The following is an 18,266-nucleotide window of genomic DNA, read 5'->3' on the forward strand; positions in this document are numbered from 1 at the left end:
GCAGAAGCAGCGCGGCGCCATGGCGCCGCGCGCCGCTCAGGACGCCTGGCCGTTGCCGGCGGGCGCTTGCTGGCCAGGCTGCTGGCCGGGCTGCTGGCCCTGCCCGGGCTGGGCACCCTGGCCGGGCGCCGGCTGCCCCGGTGCCGACGGGCCCGATGCCGGCTTGCCGGCGGTCCAGGGCGAAGCCTGCACGGGCACGCCCGGACGAATCTTCTGGAACCCCTCGACCACGACCTCGTCGCCGGGCTGCAGGCCGCTGGTGATGATCCACTGGTTGTCGACCACGCCTCCGGAGGTCACGGCCACCTGCTGGATCTTGCCTTCACGCACCAGCATCAGGCTCTGCAGGCCGTCCGGCGTGCGCTGCAGCGCCTGCTGCGGCACCCGCAGCGCGCGCTCGTCCACGCCCTGCTCCAGCCGTACCCGCACGTACATGCCCGGCAGCAGCTCGTGATCGGGATTGGGCACCTCGGCCCGCAGGTTCACCTGGCCGGTGGAAGGATCGACGGTGATGCCAGCAAACAGCAGCTTGCCCGGATGGGGATATGGGCTGCCGTCTTCCTGGAGCACGGTGACGCGGGCGCTGTTGGCGTCCACGCGCTGCAGCCTGCCGTCGGCGAAGGCCTTGCGCAGTTCGGCAAGTTCGGAGGTGGACTGGTTGAAATCCACATAGATCGGATCGAGCTGCTGCACCAGGGCCATCTGGGTGGCCGACCCCGACTCCACCAGCGCGCCCTCGGTGACCATGGCCTCGCCGATGCGGCCGTCGATGGGCGACGTGACGTCGGTATAGCCCAGGTTGATGCGTGCCGAGGCCAGGCTCGCCCGCGCGGCGGCCACTGCCGCCTCGGCCTGGCGGTTCCCCGCCACGGCATTGTCGTATTCCTGGCGGCTCACTGCGTTGGCCTTGACCAGCGGCGCATAGCGTTCGGCCAGTATCTTGGCGCTGTAGAGGTCGGCCTGGGCCTGCTTGAGCTGGGCTTCGGCCTGGTCGTAGGCCGCCTGGTATGGCGCCGGGTCGATCTTGAACAGCAACTGGCCCTGCTTGACGTCGCTGCCCTGGTCGAAGGCGATCTTCTGCACGATGCCGGTGACGCGGGCGCGGATCTGCGCGTCGCGCACGGCGTCCACGCGGCCCGGAAGCTCGGACACGATGGACGTGCGCTGCGGCTGCACCGTGATCACGCTGACCTGCGGCATGCCGGGGTTCATCTGGGGCGCCTCCCCGCATGCCGGCAATACGGAAACCAGCACGGCTGCGGCACCCAGCGCAGACAAACGCTTGGACGGAAAACCCATGACTCCCTCACGACGATGGTGGGCGCAACCCCATGGCCGTACGACGTGACGCAGCGTCATGGATTCGTACAAAACCCGCTGGAGCGGCCTGCTTTTTGATTATCGGGCTGCGTAATTCTTGATTCTTATCCGGGAGCGCATACGCCCCCCCGATCATGCTGCGGCATCGTAGCATGCCAGCCATGAAGGCAGCATTAAGAAGGTGAGGGTTCGCGATGCACGTCGTGGGTCACGAAACCCACCTCTTTGCGAGGATGGGCCAGCACCCCGGGACGGCTCAGCGTACGGCGGATGTCGGCCAGCCCGAACTGCCAGTGCTCGCGCACGGCCTGCGTGCTGAACTCGTAGTCCTTGGAGTGGCGCTCGTACTGCTTGGCCTCGTAGATCAGGTTGATCACGTTGACGCGGGCGGTGCTGGCCAGGGCCCGGATCTCAGCCAGCTCGGGGGCGGCGCGCTGTGCAGGCGGCAGGCGTTCGAGCAGTTGCTGCAGCGCACGGCGCAGCTTGAGCGTGCGGCGGTAGTTGTCGGTGACCGTACGCGTGCGGCTGGAATACTGGATGTCTTTCTGGCGCTCGGCCACTTCCTCCATGTTGGTGGGCAGCGGGCCGCGCGCAGGCCAGAGGTCGACCTGGAACGCCAGGGTGTCGCGCATGGGATGCGTGGACAGCACCTTGGCGAGCGGGGTGTTCGATACCAGGCCGCCGTCCCAGTAGTGTTCGCCGTCGACCTCCACCGCCGGGAAACCGGGCGGCAGCGCGCCGGAGGCCATGACGTGCTCGGGCCCCAGCGCCGCCTCGGCGCTGTCGAAATAGGCGAAATTGCCCGTGCGCACGTTTACCGCGCCCAGGCTCACGCGCATCGCGCCGGCATTGAGCAACCCGAAGTCGACGTAACGGCGCAGCGTGGCCGCGAGCGGCGAGGTGTCGTAGAAACTGGTGGAGGCCGCGCCCGCGCCGCGCAACAGGTAGGGGGAAGGAAAGCGCGGCGTGAAGAAGCCGGGCTGCCCATGCAGCAGCGCCTGGTAGGCCGCCTGCTGGCCGTTCATCGCAGGCGAGCCCACTCCGAAGGGCAGGCCCTCGAACATGCCCGCGAGCGTCTCGCCCCAGCCCCAGGGCAGGCCGGCAAAACCCGCCGGCCGGCTGATGCTTTCCCAGAAGCCGCGCAGGCGCTCGACGCGTTCGTCTTCGGGCGAGCCGGCGATGATGGCGGCATTGATGGCGCCGATCGAAATGCCCGCCACCCAGTTGGGCCGGATGCCTGCTTCGTGCAGGCCCTCGTAGACCCCGGCCTGGTAGGCCCCCAGCGCGCCCCCGCCCTGCAACACCAGGGCCACGGTATCGTAGGCCGGCACAGGCCTGCGGCCGGCCATCGCTATTTGACGGCAGGAAGTTGGGGAGCCGCCATGCCGGCACGGAAGGGATACCGCGAGTAGATGCGTGCCACTGCGGACTCCAGTGCGGCCGGCTCCGAAACATGGGCCGGATCGTCTACCTCGCTGGTCATGACGCCCTCCCATACGAGCTGCTTGCGACGCGCGTCGACCAGGTCGATGCTCAGCGTGCCTTCGTGGTAGGTGTAGACGTCCGTTCCCGGATAGCCGGGCCAGCCGCCGTAATAGCCCAGGCGGTAGCCGTAGAAAGGCGGAAACGGCGGGGCCGGCGCGACCTCGGTGCGGCGCTCCAGCCGCGCGCCGAAATTCACGAGCAAGTCGGGGTCCTGCTCGGCATACACATACCCGCGCATTTCCATCTGCCCGCGCGCAGCCGTCTTGAGCCTGTCGCTGATCAGCGTGCCGTAGCCTGCGTGGTCGGTGCCCAGCGGCGACATGAAGCCGAACGTGCGGTAGCGGCCGAAGTCGGCCTGGTGATCGTAGTCGGTGTGCAGGATGGGGCCGGAGGCGCAGCCGCCCAGTGCAGCGGCGGCGATGGCGACGAGGAGCAGGCGCAGCAGTTTCATGGGCGGGATCCGTGACGTGGCTGCCCATGATGCCCGCGGGGCGGGGAAGTTGCAACCATCCCGGGCCCTGTGGGCATGCCTTAGGAAATGATCTTGCGGGTAAAGGCCACTAGGTAGTCCATGAGGGCCTCCGCGCCGCCCGCGGCGCGCTGCGCATCGCCCGCGGCGATGCCTTCGGCGAGTTCCAGGTGGCAGGCCGCCCCCTGCTGCAGATCGCCCTCGTACTGGAAGGCGTACCAGAAGCGGCGGCACTGCACGATCATGGGCACGATGGCGTGCACAGCATAGGGATTTCGACAGGCCTCATGGTTGACGTGGTCGAGCATCTGGTCGCTGTGCATGTAGCCCCGCAGGTCGCCGCGCGCAGCCGCATCCACCATGCTACGCGCGTGCGCGACGATCTGGCTGCGCTGTACCGGCGTAGCGTGGCGGGCGGAGCCCACAGCGATCAGCCGCTCGAGGACGCGGCGCGTGTCGATCAGCACCAGATGCTCGGCGACCCGGATCTCGCTGACGCGCAGGCCGCGGCGCGGCTGCTGCTCGATCAGCCCGCTGGCAACCAGGCGCATTAGCGCTTCGCGCACGGGGGTACGTCCAATGCCGGTGGCCTCGACCAGGTCGTTCTCGACGATGGGCTGGCCCGGCTGCAGCTGCAGCGTGGCAATCATGCTCTCGATGGCGTCGTAGGCCGCCTCGGTTACCCGCGCCTTGGCGGCAGGCGGTTTTCTCATGGAAGCTCGTCTCTCGTGTTGCTTATAGGATGCGCGGCCCTGTCCCTGCCCCGCTGCGCCCCGCCCCGGGCACGTCCGTTATTATCCTGGAAACGCCGCCGGCATCCCTGCCGGCGGTTGGTTCAAAAACCCACGATCTCGCCCGGCAGCCAGGTCACCAGCGCCGGGAATGCCGCCACCAGCAGCAGGGTCAACAGCTGCAGCGCGATGAAAGGCACCACCCCGCGGCACATCTGGCCGTAGGTCATGGTCGGTGGCGCGATGGACCGTAGATAGAAGATGGACGAGGCCATCGGCGGGGTGAGATAGCTGGTCTGCAGCACGATGATCACCATGGTGGCAAACCAGATCGGGTCTATGCCGGCGGCACGGATGAAGGGCGTGAACAAGGGCACGCAGATCAGCACGTTGGCGGTCCAGTCCAGTACGAAGCCCAACAGGAACACAATCACCAGGAACAAGATGATGGTGCCGGCTGTACCCAGCCCCAGCTCCGCGGTGAACGACTGGAGCAGCCGCCCGCCGCCGTTGGCGGCGAACACCCCCATGAACATCGTGCCCGCGGCAACGATGAGCAGGATCATGGACGATATGCGCACCGTGATGGCCAGGGATTCCCGCAGCACGCGTGCGCTGAACTGCCCATAGGCCACGCACAGCAACAGCGCCCCCGCGGCCCCCACCGCGGCAGCCTCGGTGGGCGACGCAATGCCCGCCAGCAGGGATCCCAGCACGGCCACGATCAGCGCCATCGCGGGCAGGAGCGCCGAGCAGGTCTGGCGCAGCTTGACGCCCAGGGGCAAGTCGACCTCCTCTCCCGCAACCGGGGGGCCGTCCTGCGGCCGCAGCAGGCAGCGCACCAGGATGTAGAACACGAACAGCCCCACCATCAGCACTCCGGGCAGCAGCATGCCGGCCAGCAGCTCACCTATGGAAATCTGGGCCAGCGAGGCATACATCACGGCGATCACCGAGGGCGGAATCATGGTGCCGAGCGAGCCGCCGGCGCAGATCGTGCCTGCGGCAAGCCGGTTGTCATAGCCGTATTTCTGCATGGCCGGTATGGCCATCAGCCCTATCATGACCTCGACTGCGCCAACCACCCCCGCAGCGGCGGCGAACACCGCGCCCATGGCGATGGTGGCCAGCGCCAGCCCGCCCGGCAGGCGCCCGAGCCACAGCTGCATGGTGCGGAACAATCGGCCGGCGATGCCCGAGCGCTCCAGGATCGCCCCCATCAGCACGAACATGGGAATGGCCGACAGAATGAAATTGGTAGCGGCTGTATACACCCCGCCGTAGAGCTGCTCGAACAGGCCCGGTCCGAACGCGAACCAGCCGCCGGCAGCCGCCACAATAGTGAGGGCGAAGGCGATGGGAACGCCGGCCAGCACCAGGGCAAACAGCAAAGGGAACATCAGCACGGCGACGGTGGGATTCATGCCCGCTCCTGCATTGCGGCGGCCTCGCGGCAGCTGCAGAAGGCACGCACGCCCTCTGCGGCGAGCTGCAGTGCGAGCAGGCCCAGGCCCAGTGCCAGCGATGCATAGAAGGGCCACATCAACGGCGCCCATGGACTGACCATTTCCACTTCCTGCCGGACCCAGGCGTCCCAGGTGCGGCGCACCGCCACCCAGGCAATGGCAGCCACGATGGGGCACAGCACCAGCAGGAAGGCCACTCCCTCCACGCAGCGGCGTACGGGGGGAGGAAAGCGGCTGCTCAGCACATCGATGCGCACATGCGCATCCTCGCGCAGCGCCCATGCCGTACCCAACACGAACATGGCGCCGGTGCACATATACGAAATGTCGAACGCCCAGATCGTGGGTGACTCGAAGAAGTAGCGCGCGGCGACCTCGAAGATCATGGCAGCCACCAGTACCACCACCACGGCCCGGGCCAGCCAGGAGGCGAGCCGCGAAAGCGTGTCGATGCAGGCAAGCAGACGGTTCATGGCATCACCTCCGTGTCGGCTCAGTCGCGCATCAGGTAGCTGCTCTCCGCCTTCCAGCGCGCCTGGTAGGCCCCGTAGTCAGCCAGCACCTCGGCCATCATGGGCTTGCCCTGGTCCTTCTGGGCCTGCGCGGTCTTGGCGACCCAGTCCTGCCCGGCCTTGGCAAGCTGGTCGACGAAGGCCGGCTCCAGCGTGATGATCTCGTTCCTGCCCTTGCGGTACTGTTCCATGGCCTTCATGTCGGCGTCATAGAAGTGCACCAGGCTTTCGTAGGTGGTCAGGCGCGCTGCAGCCTCCAGCAGCGGCTTCAGGTCGTTGGGCAGCTTGTCCCAGGTCTCCTGCCGGGTCACGACTTCCCATAGGAACGTGGGCTGGTGCACGCCGGGCACGACGATGTAGCGCGCCGCCTGGTGAAAGCCTTCGGGCATGTTGGCCGAAGGCGGCGCCCATTCCACGGCGTCCACGCCCTTGCGCTGCAGCAGCGTGTAGGTTTCGCCCGGCGGCACCACCGTCGGGACGGCGCCGAAGTACTCGCGCATCACTTCCGCCCATGGCCCGGATGTGCGGTACTTCAGCCCCTTCAGGTCTTCGGCGTTGCGTATGGGCTTGTTGGCGTGGGCCATGATCTCGGTGGAGCCTATTCCCACCACCATCGTCTTCAGGCCCTGGGCCGCGCGCAGCTTCTCCAGGCGCTCCTTGCCCCCGCCTTCGTAGATCCAGGAAATGTAGGCTTCGGGCCCCATGCCGCCGGGGAAGCCGGCGAAGATGCCATTGACCGGATCTTGGTTGACCAGGTAGCTGGGCGTGGAATGCCCGGCCTCCACCACGCCCTTCTGCACGGCATCGTAGACCTGCAGCGCCGGGACGATGACGCCTGCTCCGAACGGCTGGATCTCGACCCGGCCTGCGGTGAGCGTCTTCGCATGCCCAGCGAAGCGCTCGAGAAAATTGACGTAAAACGGCGACCCTTCCGGAACGGAAGTTGGCACGCGCCAGGTGACTTCAGCGGCGGATGCCGAGACGGCGGCGCAGGCCAGCACGGCGCTGGCCGCCAGACGAGTGACATGCTTGAACATGGTCTTTCCCCTTGCTATTGAAGAAGGCATTGATCGTTGCACTGCCCGTAATGCGCGCCGCGCACGGCGGCGCGCGCACTGCTCAAAGCCAGGCCGACACGTCGGGCCGGCTGTCCAGCCCCTTCTGGATGATGGCGGCCACGCGTTCGCGCTCGGCGCCCTGCAGCGGCTGGCGCGGCAGCCGCACGTACTCGTTGCCGACGCCGGCCATGGCTTCAGCCAGCTTGATGTTCTGCACCAGCTTGGTAGAGACGTCCAGGTGCAGCAGCGGCGTGAACCATTGGTAGAGCTTCAGGGCTTCCTGCCACTGCCCCCGGCGCATGAGGTTGTAGAGCGCCACCGTCTCGCGCGGGAATGCCGTGACCAGGCCGGCGAGCAGGCCGTCGGCGCCCAGCGCCAGACCCTCGAACGACAGGTCGTCCACGCCCAGGAAGATCTGGTAGCGGTCGCCCAGGACATTGCGCAGGTCAGTGACGCGGCGCACGTTGTCGGTAGATTCCTTGATGGCCACCACCAGCTCGCAGTCGGCCAGCTCGATGAAGTCCTCGGGCTTCAGGTCCACCCGGTACGCCACCGGGTTGTTGTAGACCATGACCGGCAGCCCGCCGGCGCGCGCGATGGTCAGCACGTTGTCGCGAGCTTCCCTGGCATCGGCCACGTAAATGACCGAGGGCATGACCATGAAGCCCTGCACGCCGGCTGCAGCCGCCGCCTCGACAAAACGGCAGGCATCTCGGGTGCGGGTGTCGGACACATTGGCCAGCACGGGTACGCGCCCGCCCGCCACACGCACCGCTGTCCTAGCGATTTCGAGCCGCTCCTCCAGCGACAGAGTGCTGGCCTCCCCCAGCGAGCCGCCGGTGACGATGCCGTGTATGCCTCCCTCGATCAGGAAGGCAAAGTGCTTTTCCATGGCGGCGATGTCCAGGGCCTCGTCGGCCGTGAACTTGGTGGTGACGGCGGGGTACACGCCCTGCCAGCGGGGGTTCTGCATGTGCTTCTCCTGGAGCGTAGGGACCGGCCGGCAGCCGATGGACGGGCTGTCGGCCGGCGGATCAAACCAATAAATACACAATAAATATATTTGCTGTGCATTTAAATCAGGGTTATTCCGAAGCTGCCGTTGCCGTGGCGGCCGGTCTGCGCAGCGGCGGCCGCGCATCCGCCGCCGCTCCCCTCAGCCCAGCAGCAGGGCGTCGTCGGCCAGCTGTTCGCCGCGCACCCGCTCGAACATGGCGAGCAGGTCGGCAACGCCCATGCCCTTGCGGGCCTCGCCCGAGACGTCCAGCACCACCTGCCCCTGGTGCAGCATCACGGTGCGGTCGCCCACGTCGAGCGCCTGGCGCATGCTGTGCGTGACCATCATGGTGGTGAGACGATTCTCCGCCACGATACGGGCAGTGAGCTGCAGCACGAAGTCGGCGGTGCGCGGGTCCAGCGCCGCGGTGTGCTCGTCCAGCAGCAGGATGCGCGAGGGCTGCAGCGCCGCCATCAGCAGGCTCACTGCCTGGCGCTGTCCACCCGAGAGCAGGCCGATGCGGTCGGAGAGGCGATTCTCCAGCCCCAGCCCCAACGTGGCCAGCCGGGCGCGGAACGCTTCGCGCATGGCGGGCGTCACGGCGCCGCCCAGCCCGCGCCGGGCGCCGCGCATCTGCGCCAGCGCCATGTTCTCCTCGATGGTGAGGTCTTCGCAGGTGCCGGCCAGCGGATCCTGGAACACGCGGGCGACCAGCGCCGCGCGGCGCCAGACCGGAGCCCGCGTGACGTCGGTGCCGTTGATGCAGACGGTGCCGCTGTCCACGGGCAGGTCGCCCGAGACCGCGTTCAGGAACGTGGACTTGCCTGCCCCGTTGGATCCGATCACGGTGACGAACTGTCCGGTGGGTATGTCCAGCGACATGCCGCGCAGCGCGCGCGTCTCGATCGGCGTGCCGGGATTGAAGGTGATGTGCAGGTCTTTGGCGCTCAGCATGTCAGGCCCCCTTCTTGCCGGCGAGGCGGCGCTTGATCATCGGTATCACCAGCGCGATCGTGACGAGCACCGCGGTGACGAGATTGAGGTCCTGCGCCTGCAGGCCGATGAAGTCGCTGTTCAGCGCCAGCGCGATGAAAAAGCGGTAGACGATGGCGCCCAGGATCACGGCCAGCGTGGTCATGACCAGCCGGCGCGACGGCAGGATGCTCTCCCCCACGATGACCGCGGCCAGGCCGATCACGATGGTGCCGATGCCCATGGAAATGTCCGCGCCGCCCTGCGTCTGCGCGAACAGCGCCCCCGCCAGCGCAACCAGCGCATTGGACAGCGCCATGCCGGCCAGGATCATGGCGCCGGTATTGACGCCCTGCGCCCGCGCCATGCGGCCGTTGGAACCGGTGGCGCGCATCGCCAGGCCTGTCTGCGTGGCGAAGAACCAGTCGAGGACGAGCTTGGCGGCCAGCACCACCCCCACCAGGATCAGCGGCCGGGCCACGTAGTCGCTCAGCCAGCCGGGCTGCAGCACGGTGAATACGGTGGGCTCCATGATCAGCGGCACGTTGGGCCGCCCCATGATGCGCAGGTTGATGGAGTACAGCGCGATCATCATCAGGATGCTGGCCAGCAGATCCATGATGCGCAGCCGCACATTGAGCCACCCCGTGACCATGCCGGCGGCAGCGCCGGCCGCAGTGGCTGCGATGGTGGACACGAACGGGTCGGCGCCGACCGAAATCAGCGTGGCGGCGACGGCGCCGCCCAGCGGGAAGCTGCCGTCGACCGTCAGGTCGGGAAAGCGCAGCAGGCGAAACGAGATGAATACGCCCAGCGCAACGAGCGCGAAGATCAGGCCGATCTCGAAAGCGCCGAGCAGAGAGAACAGGGACATGGTGCAAACGGGCCGGACGCGTCTCGTGAACGCGCCGGCACTTCCTTCTTGGGATGATCGGATGGGCGCCGCGTGCGGCCGCCAGGGCCGCCGCGCGGTGCGCCTACTGGATGACCTGGGCGGCCGACTTCAGCACGGCCTCGGACAGGGTGACGCCCTGCTTCTGCGCCGCCGCCGGATTGACGTGCAGCTCGAGCTTGCTGCTGGTCTCGGAAGCGATGGAACCGGGCTTTTCGCCCTTGAGGATGCGTACCACGATGCGGCCGGTCTGCAGGCCCAGGTCGCGGTAATTGATGCCCAGCGCCGCAATGGCGCCCCGCTTGACGCTGTCGGTATCCGAGGCGATGAGCGGGATCTTGGCGTCGTTGCCCACCTTCACCAGCGATTCGTAGGCCGACACCACGTTATTGTCGGTATTGGTGTAGATCACGTCGACCTTGCCGATGAGGCTGCGCGCCGCCGAGGCCACGTCCACGGTGCGCGGCGCCGCCGCCTCCACCAGGCTCAGGCCAGACTTGGGCAAGAGCTCCTGGAGCTGCTTGACCACCACCACGGAATTGGCCTCGCCGGGGTTATACACGATGCCCACCCGCTTGGCGCCGGGCACCACCTGCTTGATCAGCTCGACCTGCTTGTCCAGCGCCAGCAGGTCGGACACGCCGGTCACGTTGGTGCCGGACGCCTCCATGCCGGGAACCAGCTGCGCGGCCACCGGATCCGTGACCGCCGAATACACCACCGGCACGTCGCGCGTGGCGGCCACCACGGCCTGGGCCGAGGGCGTGGCGATGGCCACGATGGCGTCCGGGCGGTCGCCCACGAACTTGCGCGCGATCTGCGCCGCCGTGCCGCTGTTGCCCTGGGCGCTCTGGTATTGCCACTTGAGGTTCTTGCCCTGCACGTAGCCGGCCTGCTTGAGGGCCTCCTGGACGCCGTCGCGCACGGAATCCAGCGCGGGATGTTCCACGATGGCGGTCACGGCCACCGACTTCTGCTGCGCCGCGGCCGGCGCGGCATGGATCGCCGCGGCCAGCGCCAGCGCGCCTACCGTCAGAAAATGTTTCTTCCCGATCAGCATCGTCTACTCCTTGCACCCTGTGGGGTCGAATTGATGGCCTGTACCGGGCGGAAACGGCCGTCCGGCGGCGTGAGACGCGTAGTCTAACGTGCGCCGGCGAGACGTGGCGTCGGGGGAAATCCCTGAAATGGTGCATGGACGCGCGGGCGTGCAGCCGCCCCCGCGCATGCGCGGGCCGGCGGCCACCGCCGCCGACGGTGCCGCGCCGGCAATTACCTCACGACGCCGCAGGCGATGCGCGCGCCGCCGCCCCCCAGCCGCTGGGGATGGTCGCTGTGGTTGTCGCCGCCCGCATGCACCATGAGGGCGTGGCCCTTGAACTCCGCGGCCTTCAGGCGCGGCGCCAGCACGGGATAGGCTGCCTTGCCGTCGCTGCCGACGTACAGCGCCGGCAGGTCTCCCTTGTGGCCGGTGTCGTCGTACGGCCCTTTGTGGACGCCGGTCTTGTCCGGGTCCCAGTGGCCGCCCGCAGCCCCGCCGGCCGCGGTCTTGCCGTCGACGGGCCCCGGATCGCAGGACGCCTGGGCATGCAGATGGAATCCGTGGATGCCGGGCGGCAGCCCGAACAGGTCGGGCGTGAGCAGCGCGCCGTACTTGGTGTCGTCGATCTTGACCTTGCCGGCCGGCTGCCCGGTGCCGGCGTCGCTCACGAAATGCAGTTCCACGGTGGTCTGGGCTGCCGCCGAGGCGCCGGCCAGGAACAGGACGCCAGTCGCCAGGATCTTGTGCATCGTCGGTCTCCTCGGGTTGCGCCGGCGCGGCGAGCGCCGGCAGGCCTGTCCGGGCAGTGTATCGGCGCCCCGGGACCGCAGGCAATTAACAGTCGGTAAGCGCCGGTACCGGCCTCATTCCAGCGTCACGCCCGAGTCCTTCACCACCTTGGCCCAGCGCGCCACTTCGCTGTCGACGAAACGGCCGAATTCCGCGCCGGTCATGTCCGGAATGGTGGAGCCGTTGGCTGCCCACGCCTCGCGGATCTTGTCGCTGCCCAGGGCCTTGACCACGGCTGCCGTCATCTTGTCCACGGCTTCCTTCGGCGTGCCGGCCGGCGCCCACAGCGCGTACCAGGTGGAGACTTCGTAGCCGGGCATGCCCGCCTCGGCCGCCGTGGGCACGTCGGGGAAGGATGGCGAGCGCTGCGCCGCAGCCACCGCGATCGGCTTGATGCTGCCGGCGCGGATATGCCCTGCGGAGGACCCCAGGCCGTCGAAGGCGAGGTCCACCTGCCCGCCGATCAGGGCCGACAGCATGGGGCCGGCGCCCTGGTACGGCACGTCGACCAGGTCCAGCTTGCCCTGCATGGCGAACAGTTCGCCGGCCAGGTGGTGCGTGCTGCCCTTGCCCGCCGTGCCGAAGTTGATCTGGCCGGGGCGCTGGCGCACGTACTCGACCAGCGACTTGAGGTCATTGACGGGGAGCCGCGATGCGTTGACCACGATCACCTGCGGCGGCTGGGCCAGCAGCGCAACGGGCACGAAATCCTTCTGGATGTCGTAGCTCAGGCTCTTGTAGAGCGAGGGCGCCAGCGCATGGTGGGCGCCCCCCATGAAGAAGGTGTAGCCGTCGGGCTTGGCCTTGGCCGCCACCGAGGCGCCCACGGTGCCGCCGGCGCCGCCGCGGTTGTCGATCACGACGCTCTGGCCGAGCAGCATGCCGAGCTGCTGGGCCAGGGGCCGCGCGAAGGTGTCGGTGCCGCCGCCTGCCGGGAACGGCACGATGACGGTGACCGGGCGCTCGGGCCATTCGGCGGCGGCGGGAGCCGCCAGCGAGACGGCGCAGGCCGCGAATGCCGCGGCCATGGCGATGCGTTTCAGGTTCATGATGTCTCCTCTTGCTTTGGTACAGCGCAGGACGGGCGTGGCGCCCGTCGTTTATGTGTGCCGGTCCGCACATGCGCGGCCGGCTGGTATGTGCTGCTGACGCGTCCAAATCTCCGGTGGCTGTATCGGGGTGGCGTGGGTCTCCTTCCGGTTGATGGCGGGTTGGGGGCAGAGTTCAGCCCTGCGCGTAGGTGTCGCGCAGCACGTTCTTCTGCACCTTACCCATGGTGTTGCGCGGCAGTTGCTCCACCACGTGGATGCGCTTGGGCACCTTGAAATTGGCGATGCGTGCCTTGAGCTCGGCCTGCATGGCGGAGGCATCCAGCGTCTGTCCCGCCCGCGGCACCACGACCGCCACCACCGCTTCGCCGAAGTCGGGATGCGGCACGCCGATGACGGCCGACTCCTCCACGCCCGGCAGTTCATCGATGACCGTCTCGATTTCCTTGGGATAGACGTTGTAGCCGCCCGAGATGATCAGATCCTTGCTGCGGCCCACGATGGACAGGTAGTCGTCGGGCACGCGGCGCCCGCCCGCCTCGCCGCCCCAGCGGCCCACGTCGCCGGTCTTGAACCAGCCGCCGCCGGCAAACTCCTCGCGCGTCTTTTCCGGCATGCGCCAATAGCCCGAGAAAACGTTGGGGCCGCGCACCTGCACGTTGCCGATCTCTCCGGGCGGCAGCGGCTGCCCGGCATCGTCCACCACGCGCACCTCCACGCCGGGCAGGGGCCTGCCCACCGTACCGCCCAGCCGCTCGCCGTCCCGTTCGTGATAGGGATTGGACGTGAGCATGATGGTTTCGCTCATGCCATAGCGCTCGAGAATGGTATGGCCGGTACGCTCGCGGAACGCATGGAACGTCTCCATCAGCAGCGGCGCCGAACCGGAGATGAAGAGCCGCATGTTCGCGCAGCACGCGCGGTCGAAGCGCGGCTCGGCCAGCAGGCGCACGTAGTAGGTGGGCACGCCCATCATCACGGTGCTGCGCGGAAGGTAATGCAGCGCGCGCTCCACGTCGAGCCTCGGCAGCCAGATCATCCGCGCGCCGGCCAGCAGCGCCCCGTGCGATGCGACGAAGAGGCCATGCACGTGGAAGATGGGCAGCATGTGCAACAGCACGTCGTCGGCGCGCCAGCCCCAGTACTCATGGAGCACCCGCGCATTGGATGCGAGATTGCCGTGCGACAGCATGGCGCCCTTGCTGCGCCCGGTGGTGCCCGAGGTGTAGAGGATGGCGGCCAGGTCGTCGGGCTTGCGCTGCACGGTGCGGAACGTCTGCGGCATGCCCGCGGCGGCCGCCAGCAGCGTGCCGCCGCGATGCTCGTCCAGCGTATAGACATGCCGCGTGCCGGCGCCTTCGGCGGCACGCCGCACCCATTCCAGGTTGCCGGGCGAGCACACCACCAGCGCGGGCTCCGCGTTGCCCAGGAAATAGGCTATCTCGGACTCACGGTATGCCGTGTTCAACGGCAGGTAGACCAGCCCGGCGCGCAGCGTGGCCAGGTACAGCAGCAGGGCCTCGGGCGACTTTTCCACCTGGACCGCCACCCGCGCGCCCTCCGGCAGCTGCAGCGCGACCAGGAAATTCGCCAGGCAGGCGCTGGCCCGGTCGATGTCGTCCCAGCTGTACTGCAGCTCGGGCGTCTCGATGGCGATGCGGCTGCGGTCGGCCGGAAAGCCGCCTTCCAGTACTGCGTAGAGATTGGCGTTGCTCACCTTGTCTAGTCTCCTGTGAATGTCGGGGTATCGCCCGCGAGAAAGGCCCTCACCCCCTCGCGATGGTCGCGGCTCTCCGCGTAGGAAAAAGCATCGTCGTATTCGGCCTCGGTGAGCGGCTCGGGCTGCGCCAGCCGCCGTACGTAGCGCTTGTTCAGTCGCGCGGCCGCCGGCGCGCCCTGCAGGATGCGCGCCACACAGCGGTCGGCCGCCTCGGACAGCTCCCCGTCGGCCACCACTCGCGTGAGCAAGCCCAGCCGCAGCGCCTCTGCAGCGGGGAACACGCTGCCCTCCAGCAGGATGGCCAGCGTCGCAGCGCGTCCGGCCAGCGCCAGCAGCCCCTGCATCTCGTCGGGCGCCATGGGAAAGCCCAGGCGGTTGATGGGCACGCCGAAGCGCGCCGAGGCGCCCGCCAGCCGCAGGTCGCATTGGCAGGCGATCTCCAGACCGCCGCCCACGCAGACGCCCTCGATGACAGCCACCACGGGATGCGGACAGGCGGCGATGGCCCGCAGCGCCGGCGCCAGCACCTCGCGGTGATAGCGGCGCACGCCCCCGGCATCGGCGCGCTCGCGCGGGAACTCCCGGATGTCGGCGCCTGCGGCGAAATTGCCGCCCTCGCCCGCCAGCAGCACGCAGCGTACGGAATCGTCGGCGGCGAGCGTCTCGAAGGTGCTGCGCAAGGCCTGCCACATCGCCACGGTGATGGCATTCAGGCGGCCGGGGTGCGACAGCGTCACCCGCGCGATGCCGCCGTCGCGCGCCAGGAGGATCCGGCCGGCGTCCATGTGCGGCGGTTCAGGCAAGCAGCCGGGCGAACCCGCGGCTGACCGGTGGCCGGCCCTGGCCCAGCTGCGCCAGGTTGTCGTCGAGCCGCTCGAGTTCGTACAGGTAATTGACCATCATCCCGCACGACTGCTCCAGGCCCTTGGCGGACACGTCGGCAGCCCAGTTCAGGCGCTCGATGCGGGCGCCGTTGCCCAGGTGGAAGCGCGCGACGGGATCTATGGGCTGGTCCTGTTTCATCGTGCTCACGTAGCGCGCCGCCAGGCGCAGGCCGGCACGCCGCAACGCCTCCGAAGGCTTGCCGGTGGCGGCCCGCGCCAGCCGCATCGCCCAGCGCGAGCCGTCCGGCGCACCGGTGCGCGCCTTGCCCTTCTCCCGCACGATGTCCTCGACTTCCCGGGGATCGAGCCGGGCCAGCCAGTCGCGGAAGCCCGGCATGGGCGAGAGCGTGGCGAAGGACTTGAGCCGCGGCAGCTCCTCGAGCAGGCATTCGATGACCCGCTTGAGCAGGAAATTGCCGAAGCTGATGCCGCGCAAGCCGGCCTGGGTGTTCGAAATGGAATAGAAGATGGCCCAGCGGGCCTTGCCGAGGTCCTGGGCCGGCGCCTGGGTGTCGAGCAGGGCCTGGACGTTGTCGGCCATTTCCTCGGCGAAGGCGACTTCCACGAAGATCAGCGGCGTGTCCGGCATCTGCGGATGGAAATAGGCGTAGCAGCGGCGATCGCCCGCCACGCGGTGGCGCAGGTCGTCCCAGGAACGGATTTCGTGCACGGCCTCGTAGACGATGAGCTTTTCCAGCAGCGAAGCGGGCGAGTCCCAGTTGAGCGGCCGCAGCTCCAGCAGGCCCACGTCGAACCAGGCCGACAGCAGGCCTTCCAGGTCCCGGTCGAGGGCCTGCAGGCCTGCCACCTGCTTGCGCCAACGCAGCATGTCGGCGCGCAGCGCGACCAGGAAGCGCAGGCCGTCGGGCAATGCGTTGAAGCGCTTGAACAGGCGCACGCCGGACTCCCCGCGGGCGCGCACGGTATCGCCCACCTGGGCCAGCGTGGCCAGCAGCGCGCGCCGCCGCTTGCCGTCGGCGGCGGTGTACGCGGCGCACCACTGGCGCGCCAGCTTGTTGGCGGCCACGTCGGTGAGGCGGGCCTCGAAGAGCGGCAGCACCTCGGCTGCCTCGGGCAGCCGGTCGCGCTCGAGCAGACGCCCCAGCCGGGCCATGATGCCTGCGCCGCCGGCCTCTTCGGTGGCCTGGGGCGCGTCGTCGGGCTCAGGCGTACGTGCGCCGCGCGCGCGTGCGAGTGTTTCGTGGGCGGGCATGGGCGTCGGTCTCCGTTGTAGGGGTTGCGCCGGAGCGGATGGCGGGGACTCCCGCCGCATCCTGGCCGGCCAGGATGCGCAGGGCGTCGAGCTGGCGCATCAGGTGCTGGCGCGTGAGGGCTTCCGCGCTTTCGGGATCGCGGGCCCGCAGCGCGGCGTAGATGGCCAGGTGCTCTGCGCAGGATTGGGCGATGCGGCCCGGCAGCACCAGGCTCTTGTGGCGGAACAGGCTGAGCACCTTGCGCAGGCCGTCCACCATATCGGAGAGCCAGCGGTTGTCGGCCAGCACCTGCACGGTTTCGTGGATGCGTGCGTTGGTCTCGTAATAGGCGTCGATGCGGCCGGCCCGCGCGTGCGCCTGCAGCGCGCGATGCCAGGGCTCCATGGCGCGCAGGTCGGCCGCGCTGGCCTTGAGCGCGGCTTCGTACGCGCAGCGCCCCTCCAGCATCGCCATCAGGGGAAAGATCTGTTCGAGATCGGCAACGGTGAGTTCGCTGACGAAGCAGCCCCGGCCAGGCTCCAGCCGCACCAGCCCTTCGGTGGCCAGGACCTTGAGCGCCTCGCGCAGCGGCGTGCGTGAAATGCCCAGTTGCGCGGTGAGGGCGGCCTCGTCGATCCAGGCGCCGGCGCCCAGCGCATGCGAACGGATCATGCCGCGCAGCCGGTCGGCGACCTCCAGGTACAGCGCTTGCCGGACGATGGGTGCGGTCATGGGCTTCCGTGGATTCGGGTGGACATTCCGTAATTCATAATTATGGAATACGACCCATCGTAGCCCAGCCCCGGCATGCCGTCACCTGCCATTCACCTAGGGTTTTCCAGCAGCCCCCTGTACCGGAGGGCGGGCCGCACCCAGGGCCGCATCAGGCCCGCAGCACCCCGCCCTCGGCCTGGCGCATCAAGGCGCGCGCCCAGCGGCGCGCCGGCAGGCCATAGCGCGCCTCCACATCCTCGGCGCGCGCCATCAACTGCGCGGCCGGCACCGCCAGCGGCGGACCCGTGAAGGCCAGCACGATCTGGTTGCCGGCGTCGATCTCGGGCAGGCGCAGCAGCCGGCCCTCGAAGGCCCGTTCCAGGTTGGCAATGTTGCGCGCATAGCTTTCGTGCCGGCCGAACAGATTGACCGACAGCACGCCGACCTCTCCCAGCACCTGGCGGCAGCCCCGATAGAACGCCACGGAATCCCGCACCGGGCCGCGCGCCTCGGCATCATAGAGATCGACCATCAGCACCGGACAGGTACCCGCATGGGCAGGATCCTGGACCCAATCGCCGGCGTCTGCATGGTGCACGGCCAGGCGCCGGGGCGCCGGCAGCCGGAAGAACATGCGGCAGACGGCCGTGACCTGCGGGTTCCACTCGACCACCACCACCTCGCTGCGCGTGTGCTTGAGGCAGTAGCGCGCCAGCGATCCGGCGCCCAGCCCCAGCATGCCCACTGCGCCTTCGCGCGGCGGATCCAGGAACAGCAGCCACGCCATCATCTGGGCCGTGTACTCGAGCACCAGTTCGGCCGGCTCCGCCATGCGCATGGCGCCCTGCACCCACTCCGAGCCGAAGTGCAGGTAGCGGATCCCGTCGGATTCGGAGAGCGTGGGGGTGTCGGCGGCGGCCGCTGCGCCGCCCCGCGTGGAGATGAGTCTGGGCATGGCCGCGATTGTAGCCAT

At 68.7% G+C, this 18,266-nt stretch carries 18 protein-coding genes; all 18 read right to left on the minus strand.

The features are described from left to right. Positions 1–36 precede the first annotated feature (36 nt). Entirely contained in the window at positions 37–1,299 is a 1,263-nt protein-coding gene (locus ACYBYQ_RS13835) for an efflux RND transporter periplasmic adaptor subunit (protein ID WP_459614754.1), read from the minus strand. A gap of 194 nt (positions 1,300–1,493) precedes the next feature. Then, positions 1,494–2,669, minus strand: coding sequence for a DUF3734 domain-containing protein (locus ACYBYQ_RS13840; RefSeq protein ID WP_459614755.1), 1,176 nt, complete (start codon positions 2,667–2,669; stop codon positions 1,494–1,496). A 2-nt stretch (positions 2,670–2,671) separates the two neighbouring features. Beyond that, complete coding sequence (locus ACYBYQ_RS13845) at positions 2,672–3,256, minus strand: DUF4136 domain-containing protein (protein WP_459614756.1); 585 nt, start codon at positions 3,254–3,256, stop codon at positions 2,672–2,674. 80 nt (positions 3,257–3,336) lie between these two features. Then, complete coding sequence (locus ACYBYQ_RS13850; protein ID WP_459614757.1) at positions 3,337–3,987, minus strand: GntR family transcriptional regulator; 651 nt, start codon at positions 3,985–3,987, stop codon at positions 3,337–3,339. Positions 3,988–4,109: 122 nt separating this feature from the next. After that, positions 4,110–5,429, minus strand: coding sequence for a TRAP transporter large permease (locus ACYBYQ_RS13855; protein ID WP_459614758.1), 1,320 nt, complete (start codon positions 5,427–5,429; stop codon positions 4,110–4,112). Further along, the gene (locus tag ACYBYQ_RS13860) at positions 5,426–5,944 is read right to left on the minus strand and encodes a TRAP transporter small permease subunit (protein ID WP_459614759.1); all 519 of its coding nucleotides are present in this window, start codon (positions 5,942–5,944) and stop codon (positions 5,426–5,428) included. Before ACYBYQ_RS13860 ends, ACYBYQ_RS13855 begins: the two co-directional genes overlap by 4 nt. Before the next feature lie 20 nt (positions 5,945–5,964). Continuing rightward, the gene (gene dctP / locus ACYBYQ_RS13865) at positions 5,965–7,020 is read right to left on the minus strand and encodes a TRAP transporter substrate-binding protein DctP (RefSeq protein ID WP_459614761.1); all 1,056 of its coding nucleotides are present in this window, start codon (positions 7,018–7,020) and stop codon (positions 5,965–5,967) included. 82 nt (positions 7,021–7,102) lie between these two features. Then, entirely contained in the window at positions 7,103–8,014 is a 912-nt protein-coding gene (locus ACYBYQ_RS13870; protein ID WP_459614762.1) for a dihydrodipicolinate synthase family protein, read from the minus strand. 183 nt (positions 8,015–8,197) lie between these two features. Then, the gene (locus ACYBYQ_RS13875; RefSeq protein WP_459614764.1) at positions 8,198–8,992 is read right to left on the minus strand and encodes an ABC transporter ATP-binding protein; all 795 of its coding nucleotides are present in this window, start codon (positions 8,990–8,992) and stop codon (positions 8,198–8,200) included. A 1-nt stretch (position 8,993) separates the two neighbouring features. Beyond that, a complete protein-coding gene (locus tag ACYBYQ_RS13880; protein ID WP_459614766.1) occupies positions 8,994–9,884 on the minus strand; it encodes an ABC transporter permease in 891 nt (296 codons plus the stop codon). A gap of 103 nt (positions 9,885–9,987) precedes the next feature. Continuing rightward, positions 9,988–10,962, minus strand: a complete 975-nt coding sequence (locus ACYBYQ_RS13885; RefSeq protein WP_459614768.1) for an ABC transporter substrate-binding protein — start codon at positions 10,960–10,962, stop codon at positions 9,988–9,990. A 212-nt stretch (positions 10,963–11,174) separates the two neighbouring features. After that, on the minus strand, positions 11,175–11,693 hold the full coding sequence (gene sodC / locus ACYBYQ_RS13890) for a superoxide dismutase [Cu-Zn] SodC (RefSeq protein ID WP_459614770.1): 519 nt from the start codon (positions 11,691–11,693) through the stop codon (positions 11,175–11,177). A 114-nt stretch (positions 11,694–11,807) separates the two neighbouring features. Then, positions 11,808–12,782, minus strand: coding sequence for a Bug family tripartite tricarboxylate transporter substrate binding protein (locus ACYBYQ_RS13895; RefSeq protein ID WP_459614771.1), 975 nt, complete (start codon positions 12,780–12,782; stop codon positions 11,808–11,810). Between the two features lie 175 nt (positions 12,783–12,957). Beyond that, entirely contained in the window at positions 12,958–14,499 is a 1,542-nt protein-coding gene (locus ACYBYQ_RS13900; RefSeq protein ID WP_459614772.1) for a malonate--CoA ligase, read from the minus strand. Positions 14,500–14,504: 5 nt separating this feature from the next. Next, positions 14,505–15,287 (minus strand): enoyl-CoA hydratase/isomerase family protein, encoded by a 783-nt coding sequence (locus ACYBYQ_RS13905; protein WP_459614773.1) that lies wholly within the window; start codon positions 15,285–15,287, stop codon positions 14,505–14,507. Between the two features lie 10 nt (positions 15,288–15,297). Further along, positions 15,298–16,599, minus strand: a complete 1,302-nt coding sequence (locus ACYBYQ_RS13910; protein WP_459614774.1) for a malonyl-CoA decarboxylase domain-containing protein — start codon at positions 16,597–16,599, stop codon at positions 15,298–15,300. Then, on the minus strand, positions 16,550–17,311 hold the full coding sequence (locus ACYBYQ_RS13915) for a GntR family transcriptional regulator (protein WP_459614776.1): 762 nt from the start codon (positions 17,309–17,311) through the stop codon (positions 16,550–16,552). The genes ACYBYQ_RS13910 and ACYBYQ_RS13915 overlap by 50 nt, the downstream gene beginning before the upstream one ends. Positions 17,312–17,462: 151 nt before the next feature. Next, entirely contained in the window at positions 17,463–18,248 is a 786-nt protein-coding gene (locus tag ACYBYQ_RS13920; RefSeq protein ID WP_459614777.1) for a class I SAM-dependent methyltransferase, read from the minus strand. Positions 18,249–18,266 lie beyond the last annotated feature (18 nt).

This window comes from Bordetella sp. 2513F2, assembly GCF_054642735.1.